The sequence below is a fragment of the Lentzea fradiae genome, assembly GCF_900100955.1.
GTDB classification, from domain to species: Bacteria; Actinomycetota; Actinomycetes; order Mycobacteriales; family Pseudonocardiaceae; genus Lentzea; species Lentzea fradiae.
The window spans coordinates 283,523-303,196 of sequence record NZ_FNCC01000005.1; the positions used below are offsets into that span (position 1 = coordinate 283,523).

General features: G+C 70.1%; 21 protein-coding genes. 5 read left to right on the top strand and 16 right to left on the bottom strand.

Annotated elements, in window-relative coordinates; genetic code table 11:
- Positions 1–12: 12 nt before the first annotated feature.
- The 3 genes from BLT23_RS13455 to BLT23_RS13465 are packed head-to-tail and all read right to left on the bottom strand — an operon-like array spanning position 13 to position 2,080.
- On the bottom strand, positions 13–1,122 hold the full coding sequence (locus BLT23_RS13455; RefSeq protein WP_090048999.1) for an MAB_1171c family putative transporter: 1,110 nt from the start codon (positions 1,120–1,122) through the stop codon (positions 13–15).
- Between the two features lies 1 nt (position 1,123).
- A complete protein-coding gene (locus BLT23_RS13460) occupies positions 1,124–1,636 on the bottom strand; it encodes a zinc metalloprotease (protein ID WP_090049001.1) in 513 nt (170 codons plus the stop codon).
- Between the two features lie 3 nt (positions 1,637–1,639).
- Positions 1,640–2,080: a helix-turn-helix domain-containing protein gene (locus BLT23_RS13465; RefSeq protein ID WP_090049003.1), complete on the bottom strand. Its 441-nt coding sequence runs from the start codon at positions 2,078–2,080 to the stop codon at positions 1,640–1,642.
- A 192-nt stretch (positions 2,081–2,272) separates the two neighbouring features.
- On the opposite strand from BLT23_RS13465, the gene BLT23_RS13470 reads away from it, so the two are divergent.
- The gene (locus tag BLT23_RS13470) at positions 2,273–2,674 is read left to right on the top strand and encodes a hypothetical protein (RefSeq protein WP_090049004.1); all 402 of its coding nucleotides are present in this window, start codon (positions 2,273–2,275) and stop codon (positions 2,672–2,674) included.
- Here BLT23_RS13470 and BLT23_RS13475 read toward each other — a convergent pair.
- Both BLT23_RS13475 and BLT23_RS13480 read right to left on the bottom strand, forming a co-directional pair.
- The gene (locus BLT23_RS13475) at positions 2,653–3,882 is read right to left on the bottom strand and encodes a ThuA domain-containing protein (RefSeq protein ID WP_090049006.1); all 1,230 of its coding nucleotides are present in this window, start codon (positions 3,880–3,882) and stop codon (positions 2,653–2,655) included. The genes BLT23_RS13470 and BLT23_RS13475 overlap by 22 nt on opposite strands.
- Before the next feature lie 81 nt (positions 3,883–3,963).
- Positions 3,964–4,920, bottom strand: coding sequence for a lytic polysaccharide monooxygenase (locus tag BLT23_RS13480; protein ID WP_090049007.1), 957 nt, complete (start codon positions 4,918–4,920; stop codon positions 3,964–3,966).
- Here BLT23_RS13480 and ilvA point away from each other — a divergent pair.
- On the top strand, positions 4,866–6,101 hold the full coding sequence (ilvA, locus tag BLT23_RS13485; protein WP_090049009.1) for a threonine ammonia-lyase IlvA: 1,236 nt from the start codon (positions 4,866–4,868) through the stop codon (positions 6,099–6,101). The genes BLT23_RS13480 and ilvA overlap by 55 nt on opposite strands.
- 87 nt (positions 6,102–6,188) lie before the next feature.
- Here the strand turns inward: ilvA and BLT23_RS13490 are convergent, their stop codons facing one another.
- Positions 6,189–6,830, bottom strand: a complete 642-nt coding sequence (locus tag BLT23_RS13490; protein ID WP_090049010.1) for a DUF4360 domain-containing protein — start codon at positions 6,828–6,830, stop codon at positions 6,189–6,191.
- A 57-nt stretch (positions 6,831–6,887) separates the two neighbouring features.
- A complete protein-coding gene (locus BLT23_RS13495) occupies positions 6,888–7,508 on the bottom strand; it encodes a DUF4360 domain-containing protein (RefSeq protein WP_090049012.1) in 621 nt (206 codons plus the stop codon).
- 316 nt (positions 7,509–7,824) lie between these two features.
- On the opposite strand from BLT23_RS13495, the gene BLT23_RS13500 reads away from it, so the two are divergent.
- Entirely contained in the window at positions 7,825–8,070 is a 246-nt protein-coding gene (locus tag BLT23_RS13500; RefSeq protein ID WP_090049013.1) for a mycoredoxin, read from the top strand.
- 253 nt (positions 8,071–8,323) lie between these two features.
- On the opposite strand, the gene BLT23_RS13505 is transcribed toward BLT23_RS13500, so the two are convergent.
- The 6 genes from BLT23_RS13505 to BLT23_RS13530 form a co-directional block, all read right to left on the bottom strand.
- The gene (locus BLT23_RS13505) at positions 8,324–8,815 is read right to left on the bottom strand and encodes a DinB family protein (RefSeq protein WP_090049015.1); all 492 of its coding nucleotides are present in this window, start codon (positions 8,813–8,815) and stop codon (positions 8,324–8,326) included.
- Positions 8,816–8,863: 48 nt separating this feature from the next.
- A complete protein-coding gene (locus tag BLT23_RS13510) occupies positions 8,864–9,895 on the bottom strand; it encodes a glycoside hydrolase family 19 protein (RefSeq protein WP_090049456.1) in 1,032 nt (343 codons plus the stop codon).
- Positions 9,896–10,243: 348 nt separating this feature from the next.
- On the bottom strand, positions 10,244–10,558 hold the full coding sequence (locus BLT23_RS13515) for an NIPSNAP family protein (protein WP_090049016.1): 315 nt from the start codon (positions 10,556–10,558) through the stop codon (positions 10,244–10,246).
- Complete coding sequence (locus tag BLT23_RS13520) at positions 10,558–11,052, bottom strand: nuclear transport factor 2 family protein (protein ID WP_090049017.1); 495 nt, start codon at positions 11,050–11,052, stop codon at positions 10,558–10,560. Before BLT23_RS13520 ends, BLT23_RS13515 begins: the two co-directional genes overlap by 1 nt.
- Positions 11,049–12,806: a CocE/NonD family hydrolase gene (locus BLT23_RS13525; protein ID WP_090049019.1), complete on the bottom strand. Its 1,758-nt coding sequence runs from the start codon at positions 12,804–12,806 to the stop codon at positions 11,049–11,051. Before BLT23_RS13525 ends, BLT23_RS13520 begins: the two co-directional genes overlap by 4 nt.
- The gene (locus BLT23_RS13530; protein WP_090049020.1) at positions 12,803–13,915 is read right to left on the bottom strand and encodes an FAD-dependent oxidoreductase; all 1,113 of its coding nucleotides are present in this window, start codon (positions 13,913–13,915) and stop codon (positions 12,803–12,805) included. Before BLT23_RS13530 ends, BLT23_RS13525 begins: the two co-directional genes overlap by 4 nt.
- Before the next feature lie 130 nt (positions 13,916–14,045).
- Between BLT23_RS13530 and BLT23_RS13535 the strand changes: the two genes are divergently transcribed.
- Positions 14,046–14,981, top strand: coding sequence for a LysR family transcriptional regulator (locus BLT23_RS13535; RefSeq protein WP_090049021.1), 936 nt, complete (start codon positions 14,046–14,048; stop codon positions 14,979–14,981).
- Here the strand turns inward: BLT23_RS13535 and BLT23_RS13540 are convergent.
- The 3 genes from BLT23_RS13540 to BLT23_RS13545 all read right to left on the bottom strand — a co-directional run bounded on the left by BLT23_RS13540 (position 14,959) and on the right by BLT23_RS13545 (position 16,386).
- Complete coding sequence (locus tag BLT23_RS13540) at positions 14,959–15,573, bottom strand: DedA family protein (protein WP_176946730.1); 615 nt, start codon at positions 15,571–15,573, stop codon at positions 14,959–14,961. The genes BLT23_RS13535 and BLT23_RS13540 overlap by 23 nt on opposite strands.
- Positions 15,570–15,812 carry a hypothetical protein gene (locus BLT23_RS40690; RefSeq protein ID WP_218133738.1) on the bottom strand — a complete coding sequence of 81 codons (243 nt, stop codon included), beginning with the start codon at positions 15,810–15,812 and terminating at the stop codon, positions 15,570–15,572. Before BLT23_RS40690 ends, BLT23_RS13540 begins: the two co-directional genes overlap by 4 nt.
- Before the next feature lie 187 nt (positions 15,813–15,999).
- Positions 16,000–16,386 (bottom strand): VOC family protein, encoded by a 387-nt coding sequence (locus BLT23_RS13545; RefSeq protein ID WP_090049023.1) that lies wholly within the window; start codon positions 16,384–16,386, stop codon positions 16,000–16,002.
- A gap of 84 nt (positions 16,387–16,470) precedes the next feature.
- On the opposite strand from BLT23_RS13545, the gene BLT23_RS13550 reads away from it, so the two are divergent.
- Positions 16,471–19,674, top strand: a complete 3,204-nt coding sequence (locus BLT23_RS13550; RefSeq protein WP_281248840.1) for a GH92 family glycosyl hydrolase — start codon at positions 16,471–16,473, stop codon at positions 19,672–19,674.

Genomic DNA, 19,674 nt, shown 5'->3' on the forward strand with positions numbered 1-19,674 from the left:
CGGACCATAAGCTCAGCGCAACGAGGCCGCGAGCTTTTCGAGCTCGCGCACGTCCGCGTCCATGCCGTCGGACTCCGGCACGGCCAGCGCGATCGGCCGCCGCAGCGTCACCGCACCCGACCTGCGCGTCTCCAGCCCCGCCCGCAGCCGTTCGGCCAGCGGCAGCTCCTCCGGCGTCTCGGCAACGTACGGGCTGATCCGCACCAGCCCGTCACGGCACTCGATCACCCTCCGGTAGTAGCGCCGGTGCACGCCCCGCAACGACACCGCGTCGCGCCGGGACGGCACCCGGTGCAGGGCGTCCTCCGGGAACGACTGGTGCAGCAGCGTCCACAGCGGAGCGAGCCGGTGGTAGGCGCGCAGGTGCCGCAGCCACAGCCGGGTGGCGGCGAGCCGCATCGCGAGGACCGGGTAGACGACTCCGGCGACGCACAGCACCACGCCCGGCAGCAGGAACCACACGGCCGTCGTGAGCAGCCAGCGGGGGAGCGGCTCGCCGAAGTAGCGGGACACGTTGGACGACACGAAGATCGCGTCGGCGGGCACCAGCAGCGCGAGGCCCACCGAGGTGGTCAGCAGGCCCCTGCGCAGCCGCGGTTCGGCGCCGCGGGCATAACGCAGGGCCCACACGAACATCGTCGCGAAGCCGTAGAGCAGGTAGCCGTTGCCGAGGCTGTAGAAGACCGTGATGGCGAGGACGCCCGTCGGCCCGCCGCCCAGCGAGTTCGGCACGCGGGCGGCGGCCACCCGCAGGTCGTCCGGGATCGAGAGCACGCACCACGTCATGACGCCGATGCACAGCGCCAGCGGCACGAGCTTGAGCAGCACCTGCCGCCGTGCCGCCGCGTCGTCGAGCGCGGAGTACAGGAAGAAGCAGATCAGGCCGTACACGCCCACCTGCAGCATCGCGTGCTGGACGAGCTGGCAGACCATCGGGTCGAGGCCGAGGAACCACTGCCCGCGCGCCGCCGACCGGCCGAACGGGTAGCCGACCGCCCAGCCGGCCACCAGGGCCGTCACCGACCGCAGCCGGGGGTCGTGCGGGCGGCGGACCAGCAGGTACAGCACCACGACGAGCGCGGAGTACGCGACGATGCCCTGCGTCTCCTTCAGGTACTCCACGTCAGAGCCACCCCAGCCGGTCGGCGAGCGAGGACGCCATGCGGCGCGCGGGACCCTCCGAGGCCCGCGGCGCGACCTGGTCCAGCACCGAGGCCCACTCCAGGATGATCGTCGCCACGGTCTCGGCCTCGCGTTCGTGCTCGGTGTCGTAGGAGGTGCGCCGCAACGCCCGCCGCACCGCCTCCGGGTCGAGGTCCGGGTACAGGCCCTCGAGCACGGCGTTGTCCTGCTCGTCGCCGGTGTGCCCGGCCAGCAGGTGACCCAGCTCGTGCAGGATGATGTGGTTCTGGTGCGCTTTGGACGTCTCCCGCTGGTACACGATGTAGTCGGCGGACGCCGTGGCGATCCACACCCCGTACGGGCCCGGTACCGGGATCGGGTGCGCCACCAGCCGGACCGGCCTGCCGCGCTGCTCACCGACGCGGCGGCAGAGCTCGGCGACGTCGAGCGGCGGCTGGATGCCCAGGTCGTTCAACAGGCGGCGGCACCGCCTGCGCAGATCGCGTTCGGCCACAGGTCATCTTCCCTCGCGGCGTTCGGCCTGCTCCTGCCGGTAGACGACGTCGAGCAGCTCCATGACGAGGCGGCGGCGGTCCGGCGACAGCTCGCCCGCCCGCATGGCCATGAGCTGCGCCTCGCTGCGGGACGCGATCTCGTCGAGCCTGCTGCGCTGGTCGCGCAGCGTCTCCAGCTGCTGGTCGACGCGGTCGGTGACCTCGTCGTCGAAGAAGTAGCTGACCGGCACGCCGAAGAAGCCCGCGAGCGCCTGCAGGTGCTTGAACGTCGGGTTGTCCTTCTTGCCCTTGCGCAGCTGCCAGATGTAGCTCTGGGAGATGGTGACGCCGGTGTCCGCGATGGCGGCGGCCACGTGCTCGTTGCTGTACTCCTGCCCGGAGCGGGCGGTGTAGCGGGCGAAGAGGTGGTTGAGCCTGTCCGCCAGGGACCGTTCCCCCGCCATCGCCAGGCTCCCGTAGTCGTCGTCTCCACCCAGGGAAATATGAACCTGAGGGGAAGGATTTTCGCCAGTTGATACCCCGCTCCTCCCCAACATAGACTCCGGCGGTGGCCGTCTCAACCGGGGAGCGTGTTCGCGTCACCGGGAACAGCCGCGTCAGCCCAGCCGTTCACCAGGTCGCGGAGGTGTCGAACCATGGCGCTGGCTGAACGACAGGGTGCCTTCCACCAAGCCGTGATCGACGTGGTCTACGAGACGATGGACCAGCTGGCGCGGACGGACGCCCCGGAACACGAGCTGGGTGAGCTGCGCGACCGGCTGCGCGAGGCGCTGCCGTGGTGGCGGAGCCTGCTGCGGGTGCACGAGCCGAACGAGCGCCACCGGTGCAAGTCGTGCCGCACCTGGTACGGGCGTCACCGCGCGTGGCCCTGCCCGGTGTGGCGCGACGCGGTGCAGGCGTTGCACCAGCTCAACGACATGTACGGCTTCCTGGCCGCGTCCCGCCCGGCCGCCGCGCACGGCAGGCCGGGGGAACGCGTGACGGTGACGTGGCCGCAGTCCGGCTCCGCCGGGTCTCAGCCCAGCCGGAACGACTGAGCCGCCGACCCGTCGCAGGTCGCCTGGACGAGCTGGACTCCGTCGGCCGAGCCCGCTGGCGCGCTCAGGCACTTGCCCGAGTGGCGTGCCGTGAGGGTGGAGTGGCCGTCGGACCCGGTCGTGACGCGCCACTGCTGGTTGGCGCCGCCCACGTAGTCCCAGAGGTGGACGCCCGCACCGTCCGCCATCGACACGTCGCTCACGTCGAGCACCTTCGCCGGGGCGTTGCGGTGCTCCAGCCGCGAGTAGCCGCCGGACGTCGCCACCGCGCGGAACTGCTGCGCCGTGGTGCCGTTGCACGAGTACTGCTGCACGACCGTCCCGTTTGACACGCCCGCCGCCCTGACGTCGACGCACTTGCCGTTGCCGCGGTTGACCGCCGTCTTCCACTCGCCCTGCGGCGGGGGAGTGCCACCACCGAGCCAGAGCAGGCTGTCGACCAGGAACGTGTTCTGCGTCGGGCTCGCGAAGGTGGACGACAACGGCCTGTTGGCGGCGTAGTCCATCGCGTCGTGGCCGAAGTTCGCGTAGACCATCCTGAAGTTCTTGTTGGTCCACATGATCGGGTAGTACCCGCTGCGCCACTGCTGGTCCGGGTCGGTGCCGAGCGGGAAGCTCGACGGGTCGACGCTCGCGAGGACCTGGACGTCCGGGTTCTGCCTCAGATCGCGGTCCCAGCTGTACCACTCGCTCACCGCGGAGGTGAACTTCTCCGGCAGCCGCGCGGTCGACGGGTGGTTCCGCGTCTCGACCTTGAGCACCGCCGTCGTCGGACCCCACGTGTTGCTGACGAAGTTCCCCTTGGCCAGGAACGTGTTGTGGTACCACGGCCACTCGTTCGCGTTCTGCGTGAACGCGCTCACGTGGAACCCGAAGAAGCCGCCACCGGCCTCCATGTACCGCTGGAAGCCCGTGCGCGCGGCGGCGCCGGTCGGGGCGTCGTCGAGGAAGACGACGACCTGCGCCTGCGCCGGGGTGAGGGTGGCGAGGCGGTTCCAGTCCGTCGTCGCCTCGTAGGTGAAGCCGTTCTCCTGGCCCGCGCGGGTCAGCCAGGGGTTCGCCTCCTTGACGAACGCGATGTGGGCCGCGTCCCAGGTGCCGTTGTAGAACGCCAGGACCTTGAACGGGGCGGCTTGTGCGACCGGGACACCGGCCGGGACGAGCGTCGCGGCTACCAGCGCGAGCAACGCCAGGATCGTTCGAGCCATACGGGCACACCTTCGTGTCGCAGGGTTGCGCGCCCGCCGCTCAGCGTAGTCGTGGTCCAGACCTGCCAGGGACCGGGACGTTCACAGAATTCTTTTGCGCCACAACAGGAAACCGCCCAGCACGACCAGGCCGCCGAGTGCCGCGGCGCCGGCCGACAGTCCCAGCCGCGTCGTCGCCGAGGGTGGCTCCCCGGTGGCCGACGCGACGGGGACGGGACGCGGCGTGCTCGACTCCGGCGTGCTGTTCAGTGTGCCTTCCGGTGTGCTTTCCGGTGTGGACGGTGCCGGGGTTGCGGCCTGTGGCCGGGTGGTCGCCGGTGCCGCGGGGGCGATCTCGACGTCCGTGCACGAGTAGTAGGTGTCGGGCGTGTCCGTGTTCTGCCAGACCGTGTAGATCAGGTGCCTGCCGACCCGGTCCCGCGGCAGCCGCACCTGGAACTCGTAGGCGCCGTTGACCAGCGGTGGTGACGGCACGGACAGGAACTGCTCCAGGTCGGCCCACCGCAGCGGCCGGGCGGGCGAGTAGCCGGGGCGGGTCGCGTAGAAGCGGAACGAGCCCAGGTGCGGGATCGTCGCCCGGTAGGTGAAGGCGGTGCCCGTGAGCTTCGTCGCGGGCCACTGCTCCGACGGCAGGTCGAGACCGGCGTACCGCTCGATCCCGGCGCTGCACAGCTTGCCGTCCGGCACCCGCGCCGCGTCCCTGCCCGCCACGTCCGCCAGCCGGATGTTGTCCCACTCCTTGGACGGCAACCCCGCCGCGATGGCGCTCCGGCAAGGGGAGGATGATGCTGTGGGCCGGCCGGGTGAGCAGAGATAGGCCCTGCTCGCGGGGTCGGTGGGCGCACCGTGGGCGTGCGCCGGGACCACAGGAAGCAAGATGAGCAACAGCACTACCACGCCCACTAGGCGAAACACCGGCACCTCCCCTGTCCTTCCAGGAGTACGCGTGCCAGACCCGAGTCGTTCACGGAAGATGTTGTGACATGTCCTTCGCTGATGAGGTGTCCGCGGCCGCAGCACGGCTGGGCGGAGTCGCACGCACGACGCCGCTCGAGGTGAACCAGCGGTTGTCCGAGCGAACCGGTGCGCGGGTGTGGCTCAAGCGGGAGGACCTCCAGGTCGGCCGTTCGTACAAGCTGCGCGGCGCCTTCAACCTCCTCTGCCAGACCGAGTTCGCGTTCGGCGGCGCCGTGTGCGCGTCCGCCGGCAACCACGGCCAGGGCATGGCGTACGCGTGCCGCAGGCTCGGCATCGAGGGCCGCGTGCACGTGCCGCGCACCACGCCGCGCCAGAAGCGCGACCGCATCTCCGCCCTCGGCCAGGGCATGGTGCAGCTGATCGTCGACGGCGACACCTACGACGACGCCGCCGCGCTCGCCAAGGAGTACGCCCAGAGCACGGGCGCGACCCTCGTCCCCGCCTTCGACGACCCGCGCACCGTCGCGGGCCAGGGCACCGTGGGCCTGGAGATCGTCCAGCAGCTCGGCGGCGCCCCCGACGTCGTGATCGTGCCCGTGGGCGGCGGCGGCCTGCTGTCCGGCGTCGGCACGTGGTTCAAGGAGCGCTTCCCGCGCACCCGCATCATCGGCGTCGAGCCCGCCGGCGCGGCCAGCATGATCGCCGCCGTCCAGGCGGGCGAGCCCGTGACGCTGCCCGAGGTCGACTCGTTCGTCGACGGCGCCGCGGTCCGCCGGGCGGGCGAGGTGACGTTCCCGATGATCCGCGACAGCGGCGCGGAGCTGCTCACCGTCGCCGAGGGCGCGGTCTGCACCGAGATGCTGGAGCTGTACCAGATCGACGGCATCATCGCCGAGCCCGCGGGCGCTCTCGCGTCGGCCGCGCTGGTGGAGGAGCTGTCCGTCTCACCGGACTCGACGGTCGTGTGCCTGCTCTCCGGCGGCAACAACGACGTCTCCCGCTACGCCGAGGTCGTCGAGCGCTCGATGATCCACCGCGGCCTCAAGCACTGGTTCCTGGTGGAGTTCCCGCAGGAGCCGGGCGCGCTGCGGCGGTTCCTCGACGAGGTGCTCGGCAAGGACGACGACATCGTGCAGTTCGAGTACGTGAAGCGGGACAACCGGGAGACCGGGGCCGCGCTGGTGTGCATCGAGCTGGGGCGGCGCGAGGACTACGACCTGCTGTGGGGGCGGATGAAGGAGTCCCCGCTGCGGATCCAGCACGTGGAGCCGGGGTCCACGGCGTACCGGTTCCTGATCTGACGCCGGGGCGGCGTGACGGCGCGCCCCGCCACGCTCGCCGCGGACGTGCCGGGCGCCCCGTGAGCGGGACGCCCGGCACCTGGCCGCCTACCTCGGGGGCGGGCAGACCAGCCACGCGAAGTGGTACGTCGTCTCGATCGACCCGTCCGTCGAGTCCATCGCGATGAAGCTGGTCTTCGTCCGGTCGGACGTGCCGGCGTTGACCCTCAGTTCGGTGTTGATGTTGAAGTTCCGCTTCTCGCCGCACGGGTGGTAGACGATCGCGGCGATGTCGTTGGTGTCGGTCGCCTGCCAGTCGTCGCTGAACGGGCCCGCGTAGTTGTGCTGCCGGTACTCGGTCTGCGACATGCCCTGGAAGTAGTAGTTCGCCCTCTCCAGGGCGGTGGCGCCGGCTTCCAGGTGCGCGAAGCCGCGGTAGTCGGTCGACGAGATGCCGTAGGTGAAGCCGGACGGCACGTTGACGCGCAGGTTCAGCTGGCAGTTCTTGCGGAAGTCGGTCGGCAGGGCCTGGGGGCCGACCTGTGCCATGAACTCGCTGTAGGTGACGGTGAACGCCTTGTTGTCCGGGCTCACGGCGACCGCGGCCGTGCCCGCGGGGCAGCCGGAGCCGTTGATCGTCACGACGTCGATGGTGATGTGGTCCGGCGGGGGCGTGTCGAGAGGGGCACCTCCCGGCGGGAAGACGATGGTCGACATCGCGAGCGCGGCCGCGGCCAGGGTGGTGAGCATGGGGCACCTTTCCGTCTGGGATTGCGGTGAACGGCGGCGGCAGAGGGTGCCTCTGGCTCAGCAGCGCAACCAGGAGAACCGGTACTGCGTGCTGACACTGCTGTCGGTGGAATCCATCGTCATGAAACTCGCCGGTTTCGACGTGGTTCCGGCGTTCACCCGCAGTTCGGTGTTGATGTTCAGGTTCCGGGTTTCCCCGCACGGCGCGTAGACGACCTCCGCCACGTCGGCGTGGTCGGTCGCCTGCCAGTTGTCGCTCTTCGGCCCGGTGAACGTGTGGGTGCGGCTCGTCCCCTCGGACATGCCCTGGAAGTAGTAGCTGCCCTTTTCGCTGCCCGTCGCACCGGCCTGCAGGTGCGCGAAGCCGCGGTAGTCGGCCTGGGCGATGCCGAACGTGAAGCCCTGCGGATAGCCCACTCTGATGTTGAGCTGGCAGTTCTTCCGGAAGTCCGTGGGACTGGTGCCCTGACCGGCCTGGGCCAGGAACTGGCTGTACGTGACCGTGAACGCCGTGCGGTCGTCGGAGGCCGCGACCGCCGCGGTGCCGGCGGGACAGCCGGAACCGTTCACGGTGACGACGTCGATCGTCACGTAGTCGGGAACGTCCGCGGCCGCGTGCGCGGGTGCGGTGAGCATCGCGGAAAAGACGAGGGCGGCTGCCGCCACCGATTTCAACATGACCAGCCTTTCTCTTCTGGTGATGCGGCGCGGCGACGGAATTCAGACGATATCGGAAACCCTTCGTCGTGACGGTCTGCCGATTGGGTGACTGGAATGGGGGAGAGTATTCGAAAGAATGCACGACCAAATGCACGCCTGAAGAATTTGTGGCATGTGGAACCATGCTTGCGCACGGGTGCGGGAATGGACCTGACATTTACCTGACGATCGGCGTCCCCCAGTGGCGCGCGGCACACGGGCACCTCGGGAAGAAGTGCCCGCGGTCGCGCGTTGACACTGGTGACTTCGTCCGAACTGCCGAGGAGAGCGCCTGATGGCTCCCGACCAGCTGACCGTCTACTCGACCTCGTGGTGCGGCTACTGCCGCATCCTGAAGAGCTCGCTCGACCGCGAGGGCATCGAGTACGTCGAGATCAACATCGAGGAGACGCCGGGTGCGGCGGAGTTCGTGATGAGCGTGAACGGCGGCAACCGCACGGTGCCGACGGTCCACTTCCCGAACGGCACGGCGCTCACGAACCCGTCGCTCGCCCAGGTCAAGGAGCAGCTGGCCGCCTAGGCACTGCGCCAGAGGTTCTGTCCCGCCTGCGCCCGTCGCACACCCGCCCGCCGCACACCCGCCCGTGTGTCACCCACTCAGCGGTTCCCGCCTCCTCCGCGTGACGTGGCTTTAGTACGCGGGGACCCCGCGTACGCCGAGACAGTACGAAAGGGCCCCGCGTGCGGTAGGGGAAACGCGAAAGAGAGTCGTGAGTGGGGGTGGGGGTCACGGACAGCACGTGCGGAAGCGTGCTGAGGTCCCCCGCGCGGGCTCAGGACTCGTACAGGTGGGCCGTGGTCGACTGGCCGTCGAGCGTCTCGCGGATGATGTCCGCGTGGCCCGCGTGCTGCGCGGTCTCGCGCAGGACGTGCAGCACGATCCGCCGGACCGACATCGGTTCCGGGTCCGGGTCCCACGGCGCGGACGGCATCGCCACCAGCTTGTCGAGCGAAGCGGTGCGCACGGCCTCATCGGTCGCGCGCACCGCTTCGTCGTAGGACGCGAGCAGCTGCTCGAAGTCGCCGCCGGGCCACACGTACTGGCTGACGTCGAGCATCCCGTCCGGGGTGCCCGGCTGCTCGGTCAGGACGTGGGTCCAGCCGCGCTCACACCAGGTGAGGTGCTTGAGCAACCCACCCAGCGTGAGGTCGCTGACGGTCGTGCGCTTCACCGCGTCGGCGGAGGTCAGGCCCCGCATCGTGACGCGGAAGGTCCTGCGCTGGTCGTTCAGCTCGCGCAGCAGGTCGTCGATCTCCATGGTCATGCAGTGAAGCTATGACCGAACAAGGACAGCTCAAGTCCTAGTGGTTCATCAGCAGTACAGGTTTCCACCCTGAGCCACACCGAGCACCCCGGTGAACTCCTGGTACTTCGACACGCGGCTCTGGACCTGGGCCGGGTTGCGGCCGTCGCACTCCAGTGCGCCGTTGATGCTGCGGATCGACTGGCCGAAGCCGGCGCTGTTGACCATCGCGTCGTGCCCGGTCATGGAGCCGGGGCCGCGCTGCGTCATCCAGTACCAGATCGCCGTCCTCCACGCGGTGGTGGAGCTCTGCGCGACCTGCCACGGGTTCTGCAGCAGGTTCAGCCCGAGGTAGTCGCCCGCGGCCTTGTAGTTGAAGTTCCACGACAGCTGGAGCGGACCGCGGCCGAAGTAGGCGTAGGTGCCGGCCGGGCAGCCGTAGGGCTGGCTCTCGTCGCAGAGGTCGTTGTTCTTGTTGATCTCCTCGATGTAGACGAGGCCACCGGTCTCGTGCGAGGCGTTCGCGAGGAACGCGGCCGCCTCCTGCTTCTTCACCGTGTCGCTGCCGGTCGTGGCGAACGCGGGGATGGTGCGCGCCGCGTCGACGAAGCCCTGGTAGGTGTAGAAGCTGTTGCGGCCGGGGAACATCCGGTTGAACTGGGCTTCGCTGACGACGAAGCTGCCGCCGCCACCTCCGCCGCCACCGCCGTCGCAGTTGTACGGGTCCCAGTACCAGGTGGAGATCACCGGGTCGTAGCCGGGGTTGTCGTGCTCGGCGATGTAGTGGGAACCGTTGTACCGCACGATGTTGCCCGTGTAGTACTGCCGTCCGGCGACCCAGTCGGTGGCGCTGGCGCAGGTGCCGCCGCCACCTCCACCGCCGCCGCCGTCACAGCTCGTCGGCTCCCAGTACCAGGTGGAGATCACCGGGCTGTAGCCCGGGTTGTCGTGCTCGGCGACGTAGTAGTTGCCTTCGAACCTCACGACGGAACCGGCGGTGTACCACTGACCTTGGACCCAGTCGGTGAACGTGCACGCCTGTGCAGAGACTTCCGCCTGTGAGGAGGCGGTCGGTGAGATGACGGCCAGCGCCGCTGCCATCACACCCGCCGCCAGAGACGCCAAGATGCGTTTTCTCAGCAAGGGTCACTCCTTGGTGTCTGCGTCGGGACCACGGAGGTGATCCGTTGCCGAGGTTGGCAGTAGTGGTCCAGACCAGTCAAGGGTCTAGACCTATTCCTGTCCTGTGTCAGTGCGCGGAAACCGGGAACCGTTGACACCGCTGAAGATCAGTCCGGAGCCGGGCGCGAGCGCGGCAACGCCCGGCGGCACGGTGAGCGGGGCGGGGAGGGTTCCGCGCGCCCACTTCGTGTTACCGCTCTCACGGTGGCAGGCAACGACTCCGAGCACAAGAGTTGGTCTATACCTCTACGGGGTGAACCCGTCTGGTCAGCGCAGCCCGGAACCGGGCGTCGGCGTCAGCCGCACGGTCGTCTCCCGGCCGCTCACCAACGCGGACACGGTGTCGGCCACGGCGGCGCACCGCGGATGGCCGTGCACGGCCGCGAGGACGCGCTCGCGGTCGGCCGGGCTCTCGAAGCGCCGCACCCAGACGAACGTGTCCTCGTCGTCGGTCGCGGTGAAGGACCCGACCACGGTCATCCCCATCTCCCGGTGCAGGGGGATGACGGTCCGGTCCATGTACCGGGCCAGCTCCGGGCCCATGCCGGTGCGGGCGTGCTCGGTGCGGATCTCGTAGAACATCAGCGGTTCTCCTCAATGGCGCGCAGGCGTTGCCCGGCGAGCTCGTAGACGGCGGGAGAGCCCTCCCACGGACAGGTGCGCCGCACGGCCCAGCCGCTGACCAGCCAGCGCCCACCGGACCTGCGCAGCTCCAGGTCCCACCGGCCGCGCATCGTGCAGAAGCCGACGACGCCGGGATCCGCCGGGACGTGGTGGTAGGCGACGACGTGCACGCGACACTCGGCCCGGTCGCCCGTCAGCCGGATCAACGGAGCCGACGTGGCGTGGTGGGTGCTGTCGAAGCCGTCGAGGGTCTTGCTCGCCAGCTCGGCCAGGTCGGTGGCCGTCACGGTCGCCGGTGGCCTGCCGAAGTGGTGCGTCGACAGGTCGAGCAGGACCTCGTCGGCGAACAACCGCCGGAACGCCGCCCAGTCCCGGTCGTCCTGGGCGTGGGCGAGCGCGGCGACGACGCCGGTGATGGCCAGGTGGTCGGCGAGATCTTCCGGTGTGCTCACGCCAGTGTCTCCGATCCCGTCGTGTCGCGTTCGACCAGCGGCAGCACGAGACGGCTGGGGTGGGCCGGCCCGTGGTGGACCCGGTTGACCGCCACGACCGGGTCGGTGTCGGCGGCGATGGCGCCGCCGGTGTTGGTGTTGCGGTCGTAGCGCGGGAAGTTGCTGCTGGAGACCTCCAGCCGGATGCGGTGACCCGGCAGGAAGACGTTCGAGGTGACCGACAGGTCGAGGGTCAGCTCGACCACCGTGCCGGGCTTGACGGGCGCCGGGTGGGTGAGCGAGTCGCGGTAGCGGACGCGCTGGATCCCCTCGCACAGCAGGATCGCCCGGCCGTCCGGGTGCACGTCGACGAGCTTGCCGGTGAAGTCGGTGTCCGGCGCCGAGCTGGACACGTGCAGCACGAGCGTGACGTGCCCGGTCACCTCCACCGGGCGGCCCAGCGCGGCGGAGGTGAAGCAGAGGACGTCCTCGCGCGTCTCGACGGACGACTGGTCGGCCGGGCCGGGATACGAACCGGGCGCGCCCGCCAGCACGGTGCCGCCCAGCGTCGGAACCGGGCGGCGCGGGTCGTAGAGGAACGTGTCCGCCGCCTCCGCCGGAGGGGCCTCGCGGGTCAGGACGCCGTCACCGGAGGACGTGTTGGCCCGGCCGGTCCCGCCGAGGAAGAAGTCCCGGTACCGGGTGCCGGGCAGCGGCCAGTCCGGCTCGTCGCGCCACCGGTCGACGCCCATGACGAAGATCCGGACCCGGTGCGGACCGGCGGGGACGTCCGTGCGGCCGCGCACCCAGCGGTCGAAGAACCGCAGGTGCTCCTCGGTGACATCGGCGTTCTTGATGCTGCCCGCGAGCCCGAACGAGCGGTCGGGGAACGTGCCGAGGTCTGCGCCGTCGGAGTGCGCCCACGGGCCGATGACCAGCCGCTGGCCTTCCCTGGCCGCCGCGCTGCCGCCGTGGGTGCGCATCTTCCGGTACGACCGCACGGTCTCGCCGATGAACACGTCGTACCAGCCACCGATCTGAAGTGCCGGCACGGTGATGCTCCCGCAACGGTCGATCGCGGCGACCTCCTGCCAGAACGCGTCACGCTCGGGGTGGTCGAGCACGTCGCGGACCCACGGCAGGTGCCGGGTCATGGCGGGGCGGTCGTGGAGCGGCAGCGGTTCGTGCAACGACCGGGGATCGTCCAAACCGGACGCAAGCGTGCGCAGGTCGTCCTCGTTTCCGTTGGCACGGCGCAGGTTGCGCACGGCCGACGCGGTTCCCCACGTCAGCACGGCGTCCTGGGACAGCGCGCCGCCGGGGGAGTACCACGGCGCCCGGTACAGGTCGGCGGAGCTCATCACCGGTGCGATCGCCCGGAGCGCGGGCACGTCGCGCACGGCGGCGAGCCACTGCGTGAAGCCCATGTACGACCCGCCCCACATCCCGATTTCGCCGTCGCACCAAGGTTGTCCGGCGATCCAGCTCAGCGTGTCGGCGCCGTCGTCACCCTCGTGGACGTTCGGGACGAACACGCCCGGCGACCGCGAGGTTCCGCGCACGTCCTGCGCCACCACCGCATAACCCGCCTCGACGAACGCGAACACGTCCGGCAGCTTCGGGTTTCCGAACGTCCCGGCGTCGTCCTTGCCGTACGGGGTGCGCACCAGCAGCACGGGGAACGGCCCCGGTCCCTCCGGGCGCCACACGTTGGTCGCGAGCGCGACGCCGTCACGCATCGGCACGGCGACGTCCACCTCGACGTGGAACGTCATGCCCGCACCGATCCGCGTGCGGCCTCCGGGGTGATCATCCAGTGGCTGAACGCGGCGTAGCGCTGCGCGAACTCCTCCGGCGTCGGCGCGTGCTCGACCGCCGCGGACAGCTCGGCGACGTGCGCGTAGTGCGGCATCCGGTCGGCCTCGTAGGTCTTCAACGCGGCGGGCACGTCGTCGGTCGCGCCGAGCAGCTCACCGAGCAGGGCCGCGTCCTCGATGCCCAGCGTCGCCCCGGCGGTGATGTGCGGGGACATCGCGTGGGCGGAGTCGCCCGCGAGCACGACCCGTGCCGAGACCCAGCGCGGCAGCGGCGGCACGAGCATGACCTGGTTGTGCAGGATCACGTCCTCCGGCGTCTCCTCGATCAGCGCGGACAGCACCTTGGGCAGGCCGTCCTGCTCCAGGAACCGGGCGCGTTCCAGCGCCTGCTCCTTGCGGGTCCCGGTGAGCGGCGGTGACTGGAACTGGTTCACCAGCCAGTAGACGCTCCCGTCGTGGGTCTTGAGATACCCACCGCGGCAACCGTTGTGGCCCAGCACCAGCCGGTTCGCGAGCACCTCGGTCGCGGTGTCCCGGATGACCGCGCGCCACGCGTGGTGGCCCCGGTGCTCCTCGGCGGGGGTGCCGGGCACCAGCTGCGCCCGCACCGCCGAGTACGCGCCGTCCGCCCCGACGAGCAGGTCGGCCTCGGTCTCGCCGCCGTCGGTCAGCCGGACGGTGACGCCGCCCGCGTGCTCCTCGTACTCGCGGAACCCGGTGCTCAGCCGGATGTTCCCGCGTCCCACCTCGTCGGCCAGCAGGTCGTTGAGCTTCGCCCGGTGCACCAGCAGGTACCGGTGGTCGTCCGCGTCGAACCCCGGGGTGTCGAGCACCTCGCCCGCGGGGTTGTGGAAGCGCATCTCGCTGGGCTTGCCGATGGCGCGCACCCGGTCGCCGACACCGAGGTCGTCGTAGACCGCCAGCGCGTTGGCCCAGAGCCCCAGCCCCGCTCCCGCCGCCCGGATCTCCGGCGCGTGCTCGTAGAGCACCACGTCCACCCCTGCCCGGCGCAACGCGAGTCCGGTCGTCAGACCCACGATCCCGGCACCGATCACCACAGCCCGCATCAGTTGGTTCCTCGTTCGTTTCCTTGTGTGCCACGGGGTTCCTCCCCGCTGGCAACGACGCTAGGGTCCGGAGTGGATTAACTCCAGTGCAATGCTGGTAGCTGTAAGTTGCGCATGTGATAATCGGCGCGTGGACTACGTCGACCTGAACCTGATCGAGGCTTTGGACGCGCTACTCGCCGAGAACAGCGTCACGAAGGCGGCGGCGAGACTGCACACGTCGGCGCCCGCGATGAGCAGGGCGCTGGCCCGGTTGCGGCGCGCGTTCAACGACCCGCTGCTCGTGCGGGCGGGACGCGACCTCGTGCCGACGCCGCGTGCCCTGGAGCTGCGCGGTGAGGTGCACGCGGTCGCCGCGCGGGCACGGGCGTTGTTCGCACCGTCCACGAGCGCCGACCCGCGCACCGCCGTGCGCATGTTCGACCTCCAGGTCACCGACATGCTGTCCACGACGTTCATCCCGTCGCTGATCGACGACTTGCGCGAGCAGGCGCCCGGCATCTCGCTGCGCCTGCGGCCGGAGAATTTGGAGAACACCCCCGCGCTGCGCGAGGGCCTGGTCGACCTGGAGATCGGCAACATCCGGGCGGGCGACTCGGAGATCCACTCGGAGACGCTGCTCACCGACACCCTGCTCGGCGTGGTGCGGCCGGACCACCCGCTCGCGAGCGCGAAAACCGTGACAGCGCACCAGTTCGCCGCCGCCGACCACATCGTGGTGTCGCGGCGCGGCCGGGTCCGCGGCCCGATCGACGAGCGGCTCGCGGACCTCGGCCTGAGCCGGCGCGTGGCGGCCGTGGTCCCCACGTTCGCCGGGGCGTTGTTCCTGGCGCGGGAGACGGACGTCGTCTGCGTCGCGCCGGCCAGGCTCGGCCGGCGGATGGTCGGCGCGCTCGGCCTGCGCACGTTCCCGATCCCGTTCGAGCTGCCGCCGGTCACGGCCGGGATGGCCTGGCACCCGCGCAACCACCACGACCGCGCGCACCAGCTGCTGCGTGAACGGGCCAGGCACATCATGGCCACCGCTCCCGAGCAGGTGGGTGTCAGTCGCCGACCGCGGCGGTGACCGTGCGGCGGCGCAGGTACCGCACCAGCTCGATGAACCCGGTGACGACGAACGCGAGCCCGACGCCCACAGCGATCCCCAGGAGCGTGTTCTCCTGGAACACGACGCCACCGAGGTAGCCGGTCAGCGCGGTGTAGGCGCTCCAGCTGGCCGTGGCGAACGCGACGAACAGCACGTACTTGCCGACGGGGTACCGCACGAGCCCGGTGGACAGCGTGGCGAGGTAGCGCCCGACCGGGATGAACCGGGTGGTGACCAGGACGAAACCGCCGCGGGCGTCGAGCTCGCGGGCGAACCAGTCGTGGGCCGCGCGGCGCTTCGAGCCCGGTGGCAGCCGCTTGAGGACGCGCTCTCCGAGGAGCCGTCCGACGGAGTAGGGGAGCAGGTCGCCGAGGAACGCGCCGGCCGTGGTGGCGGCGATGACGAGCACGATGTCCGTCTGGCCGGTGGCGGCGTACACCCCGGCGACGATCACGACCGGCTCGCTCGGGATCAGCGGCAGGAACGAGTCCAGAAAGGACACCGCCGCCAGCACCGCGTACAGCCAGGGCGAGGAGATGAGCGACTCCGCGAGCCGCAGCCAGTCGATCACGGGCCGCCGCCCGTCGTCGCGGGGCGGGGGTGGTTCGTCATGGTGTTTCCCTCCGGAGACGGGTGAGCCGGCCCGACGACGATCTCGGCGGACGCGGCCCGGAGACATGCCGGTGAGCCGACCAGGCCCAGCGCCGTCAGCCAGTTCATCGGCCCGTCGCCGAGCGCGTTGGCGTCGGTGAACCGCCGCCCCGGTTCCCGTGCCAGCACGCGTTCCTGCCCCTCTGACAGGTCAAGCACACGGGCGAAGAGCCCCGCTCCCCTGACGCAGGCATGGGGGTACCCAGGGATGTGTTGCTGCACAAGGATTTCTCGCTCTTCATTCACCGAGACGCGGCGACTGCCGCACTTCCGAAACTAGGCACGTGCCGGGGGGGACGACAAGTGCGTTCTCGGCAAGGGAGCGTTCGTCCTCGCGCAATCGGGGCTACGCGCCGCCGGAGCCGTACGGGCGGGTGATGATCTCCAGGCCGTGCCCGTCCGGGTCGTCCCAGTACACGCCGCGCCCGCCATCGCGGCGGTTGATCCGGCCGGGCTGCGAGTGGTGCGGGTCGGCCCAGTAGCCGAGGCCGAGCGCCTCGATGCGGCCGAAGACCTCGTCGAACTCGTCCTCGGTCACGAGGAACGCGTAGTGCTGGGCGGTGATCGGGCCGCGCCACGTCAGGTAGTCGAGCGAGACGCCGTTGGACAGTTCGACCACTAAGAACGGTCCGTACCGGACCGGGTCCGGCAGGTCGAGGATCTCGGTCAGGAAGTGCGCGGAGCGGGCCTGGTCGGAGGCGTGGACGATGGTGTGGTTCAGCTGTGCGGGCATGGGTGATGCTTACTCCACCGGTCCCCACCATGTCCCGTTGTCATCGGGTGAAGGGGTGTCGGGACAGCGGGGTTTCGGACGATACTGCCCTCTATGCGGACACTGGTTGTAGTCGGACTGTTACTCGGGTTAACAGTTCCTGCGCAAGCGGCTCAGGCGGACGAGGACCCCTCGTCCCTGGTGAACCCCTTCGTGGGGACGCAGAACTTCGGCAACACCTTCCCCGGCGCCTCGGTGCCGTTCGGAATGGTGCAGGTCAGCCCCGACACGGGAGGTCAGGGCGGGTACGACTACAAGGCCGACTCGATCTACGGGTTCTCGCAGACGCACCTGTCGGGCGTGGGCTGCGGCGTCATGGGCGAGCTGCCGGTCATGCCGACGGTCGGGTCCGTTGACAACGTTGACATCAACGCCTACAAGTCGGCGTTCAGCCATTCGGATGAAGATGCGGAACCCGGCCGCTACCGCGTCGGGCTGTCTCGATACGGCGTGGACGCGGAGCTCACAGCCACGCGGCGGACGGGGTGGCAGCGCTACACGTTCCCGTCGTCGGCCGCCGCCAACGTCCTGTTCAACACCGGCAAGTCGAACCAGACGGTGCTCGATTCGGAGATCCACGTCGTCGGCGACCGGACCATCGAGGGCCGGGTGCGCAACGGCCGGTTCTGCGCGGGCAAGGACGAGCACACCGTCTACTTCACGGCGTCGTTCGACCGGCCGTTCTCGTCGTTCGGGTCGTGGCGCGGGACCACGCCCACGCCGGGCAGCCGGGACGCCGCGGGCGAGGGCGGGAACGGCGCGTGGGTCACGTTCGACGCCACCACCGACCGCGACGTGGTGCTCAAGGTCGGCCTGTCCTACACCGGCATCGAGGGAGCCCGGAAGAACCTCGCGGCGGAGGCGCCTTCCTACGACTTCGACGCGGTGACGGCGGCGGCCAAGGACGTGTGGAAGAAGCAGCTGGACGCCGTGAAGGTGTCCGGCGGGCCGCGGGAGCGCCAGGTCGCGTTCTACACCGCGCTCTACCACTCGGTGCTGCACCCGAACCTCGCCGGTGACGTCGACGGCAAGTACATGGGCTTCGACAACCAGGTCCGCACCGCGCAGGGCTACACGCCGTACCAGAACTTCTCGCTCTGGGACACCTACCGGCCGCAGAACCAGCTGCTGCAGCTCCTCGAACCGCAGGTCGCCAGGGACGTCGCGCTGTCGGTCGTGGCGAGCGGGCGGGACGGCGGGTGGCTGCCGCGCTGGGCGCTGGCCTCGTCGGAGACCAACATCATGACCGGTGACCCGGTCACGCCGTTCCTCGTGGAGGCGTGGTCCAAGGGCCTGCTGAAGGGGTTCGAGGAGGAGACCTACCAGCTCCTGCGCACCAACGCCACGTCGCTGCCGCCCGCCGGCTCGCCGTACAACGGCCGCTCGGGCGTCACCTACTACCAGGACCGCGGCTACATCCCGTCCGGCCTCGAACTGGGCGAGGACTGCGCGCACAAGGGCGGCGACAACGACTGTGCGCACCCCGCGTCGGCCACGCTGGAGTACGCGGCGGCGGACGCGTCGCTCGCGTTGATGGCGAAGGCGCTGGGGCACCGGTCCGACGCGCGGATGTTCGCCGACCGCGGCCAGTGGTACCGCAACCTGTGGGACTCCTCGATCGGCCAGTTCCGGCCGCGCACCACCGCCGGCACCTTCGTGTCGCCGTACAACCCCGTCGACGCGGGGCACCAGTTCCACGAGGGCGGCGCCTACCAGTACCAGTGGCTCGTGCCGCAGGACCCGGCCGGCCTCGTGTCGCTGATGGGCGGCCGCAAGGAGACCGAGAAGCGCCTCGACTCGTTCTTCGTCTACGACAAGCTGCTCGTCGACCCCGAGGGCACGGCGCGCAAGGACTGGATCACCGAGCCGTACGACTACTACGGCAAGCCGACCTACAACCCGAACAACGAACCCGACCTGCTCGCGCCCTACATGTACCTGTGGACGGGAACGCCGTCGAAGACCGCGACGGTCGTGCGGGCCGCGATGACGTTGTTCACCACGGGGCCGGACGGCATGACCGGCAACGACGACCTGGGCACCATGTCGGCCTGGTACATCTTCTCGTCGCTGGGCCTGTACCCGACGTTCAACGGCGCGGACTTCCTCGCGCTGTCGTCGCCGCAGTTCGAGTCGGCGACCGTCCGGATCGGACAGTACGGCAAGCAGGGCGGCACGCTGACCGTGACGGCGAAGGGTGTCTCGGACACCAACCGGTACATCAAGAGCGTCTCCTTCGGTGGCCGTGACGTGAAGAAGACGTGGCTGTCGTGGACCTCGTTGCAGCGCGGCGGAAAGCTCGTCCACCAGGTGTCGTCGAAGCCGTCGTCGTGGGGCACCGGCAAGTCGGACGAGCCGCCGTCGCTGAACGACGGCAACGCCGACTCGCGGCGGGCGCTGTCGGCGTCGTTGCGCAACACCGAGATCGTCGTCCCGTCCTCGGAAACCGCGCAGTCGTTGACGTTGCAGCTCGACGTGCTCGCGCAGGCTCCGGGCGCGACGACCGTCCGTCCGAAGGTCACCGCGCCCGCGGGCTGGAAGGTGAGCGGTACCAAGCCGGTCACCATCGTGTCGCGGCACCTGCCGACGCAGAAGACGGTGCCGGTGACGCTGTCCGTGCCCGCCGGAGCGGCACCCGGTGCGTACGAGGTCTCCGTGCAGGTCGAGTCGATCGCACTGAAGGCCGTGATCGAGGTCAAACCGGCCGCGTTGTGCGCTCAGTCGACGTGCTCGATCGACCTGACGCCGGAGCTCAACCACGACGGCACGGCCACGGTCGACGACACCGAGTCCGGGAACTTCGACGGTGGCGGCTGGAGCTACGACGCCGCCCTGATGCCCGCCAAGGGCCCCGTGACGTGGGGCGGCATCACCTACCAGGCACCGGATCCGACCGGCACGGCGCCGAACTTCGTGGAGGCGCGGGGCCAGGGCCTGCTGCTGCCGCCCGGCCAGTTCTCCTGGCTGCACCTGGTGGGCGCGTCGCACAACGGCCCGGTGCCGGCCGCCTTCACGGTCTGGTACACCGACGGCACCTCGGCCGAGGTGGTGACTTCTGTGCCGGACTGGGCGAACGGCGGCCCGACCCTGCTGGAGATGCCGCACCGCATCAAGGCCGGGCAGGGTGTCGACGGGCCGCCGGTGCGGTTGTTCGGGGAGTCGCTGCGCCTGGACGCCACCAAGACGGTGCGCTCGGTGACGCTGCCGGACGACCCGCGGGTGGAGCTGTACGCGCTGACACTGGCCTGA

Excerpts from the sequence above, each read along its gene's own strand:
- BLT23_RS13465 (WP_090049003.1), bottom strand. The coding sequence starts at position 2,080 with ATGGCGGGGGAACGGTCCCTGGCGGACAGGCTCAACCACCTCTTCGCC.
- BLT23_RS13470 (WP_090049004.1), top strand. The coding sequence starts at position 2,273 with ATGGCGCTGGCTGAACGACAGGGTGCCTTCCACCAAGCCGTGATCGAC.
- BLT23_RS13475 (WP_090049006.1), bottom strand. The coding sequence starts at position 3,882 with ATGGCTCGAACGATCCTGGCGTTGCTCGCGCTGGTAGCCGCGACGCTC.
- ilvA (WP_090049009.1), top strand. The coding sequence starts at position 4,866 with ATGTCCTTCGCTGATGAGGTGTCCGCGGCCGCAGCACGGCTGGGCGGA.
- BLT23_RS13490 (WP_090049010.1), bottom strand. The coding sequence starts at position 6,830 with ATGCTCACCACCCTGGCCGCGGCCGCGCTCGCGATGTCGACCATCGTC.
- BLT23_RS13495 (WP_090049012.1), bottom strand. The coding sequence starts at position 7,508 with ATGTTGAAATCGGTGGCGGCAGCCGCCCTCGTCTTTTCCGCGATGCTC.
- BLT23_RS13500 (WP_090049013.1), top strand. The coding sequence starts at position 7,825 with ATGGCTCCCGACCAGCTGACCGTCTACTCGACCTCGTGGTGCGGCTAC.
- BLT23_RS13505 (WP_090049015.1), bottom strand. The coding sequence starts at position 8,815 with ATGACCATGGAGATCGACGACCTGCTGCGCGAGCTGAACGACCAGCGC.
- BLT23_RS13510 (WP_090049456.1), bottom strand. The coding sequence starts at position 9,895 with ATGGCAGCGGCGCTGGCCGTCATCTCACCGACCGCCTCCTCACAGGCG.
- BLT23_RS13515 (WP_090049016.1), bottom strand. The coding sequence starts at position 10,558 with ATGTTCTACGAGATCCGCACCGAGCACGCCCGCACCGGCATGGGCCCG.
- BLT23_RS13525 (WP_090049019.1), bottom strand. The coding sequence starts at position 12,806 with ATGACGTTCCACGTCGAGGTGGACGTCGCCGTGCCGATGCGTGACGGC.
- BLT23_RS13530 (WP_090049020.1), bottom strand. The coding sequence starts at position 13,915 with ATGCGGGCTGTGGTGATCGGTGCCGGGATCGTGGGTCTGACGACCGGA.
- BLT23_RS13545 (WP_090049023.1), bottom strand. The coding sequence starts at position 16,386 with ATGCCCGCACAGCTGAACCACACCATCGTCCACGCCTCCGACCAGGCC.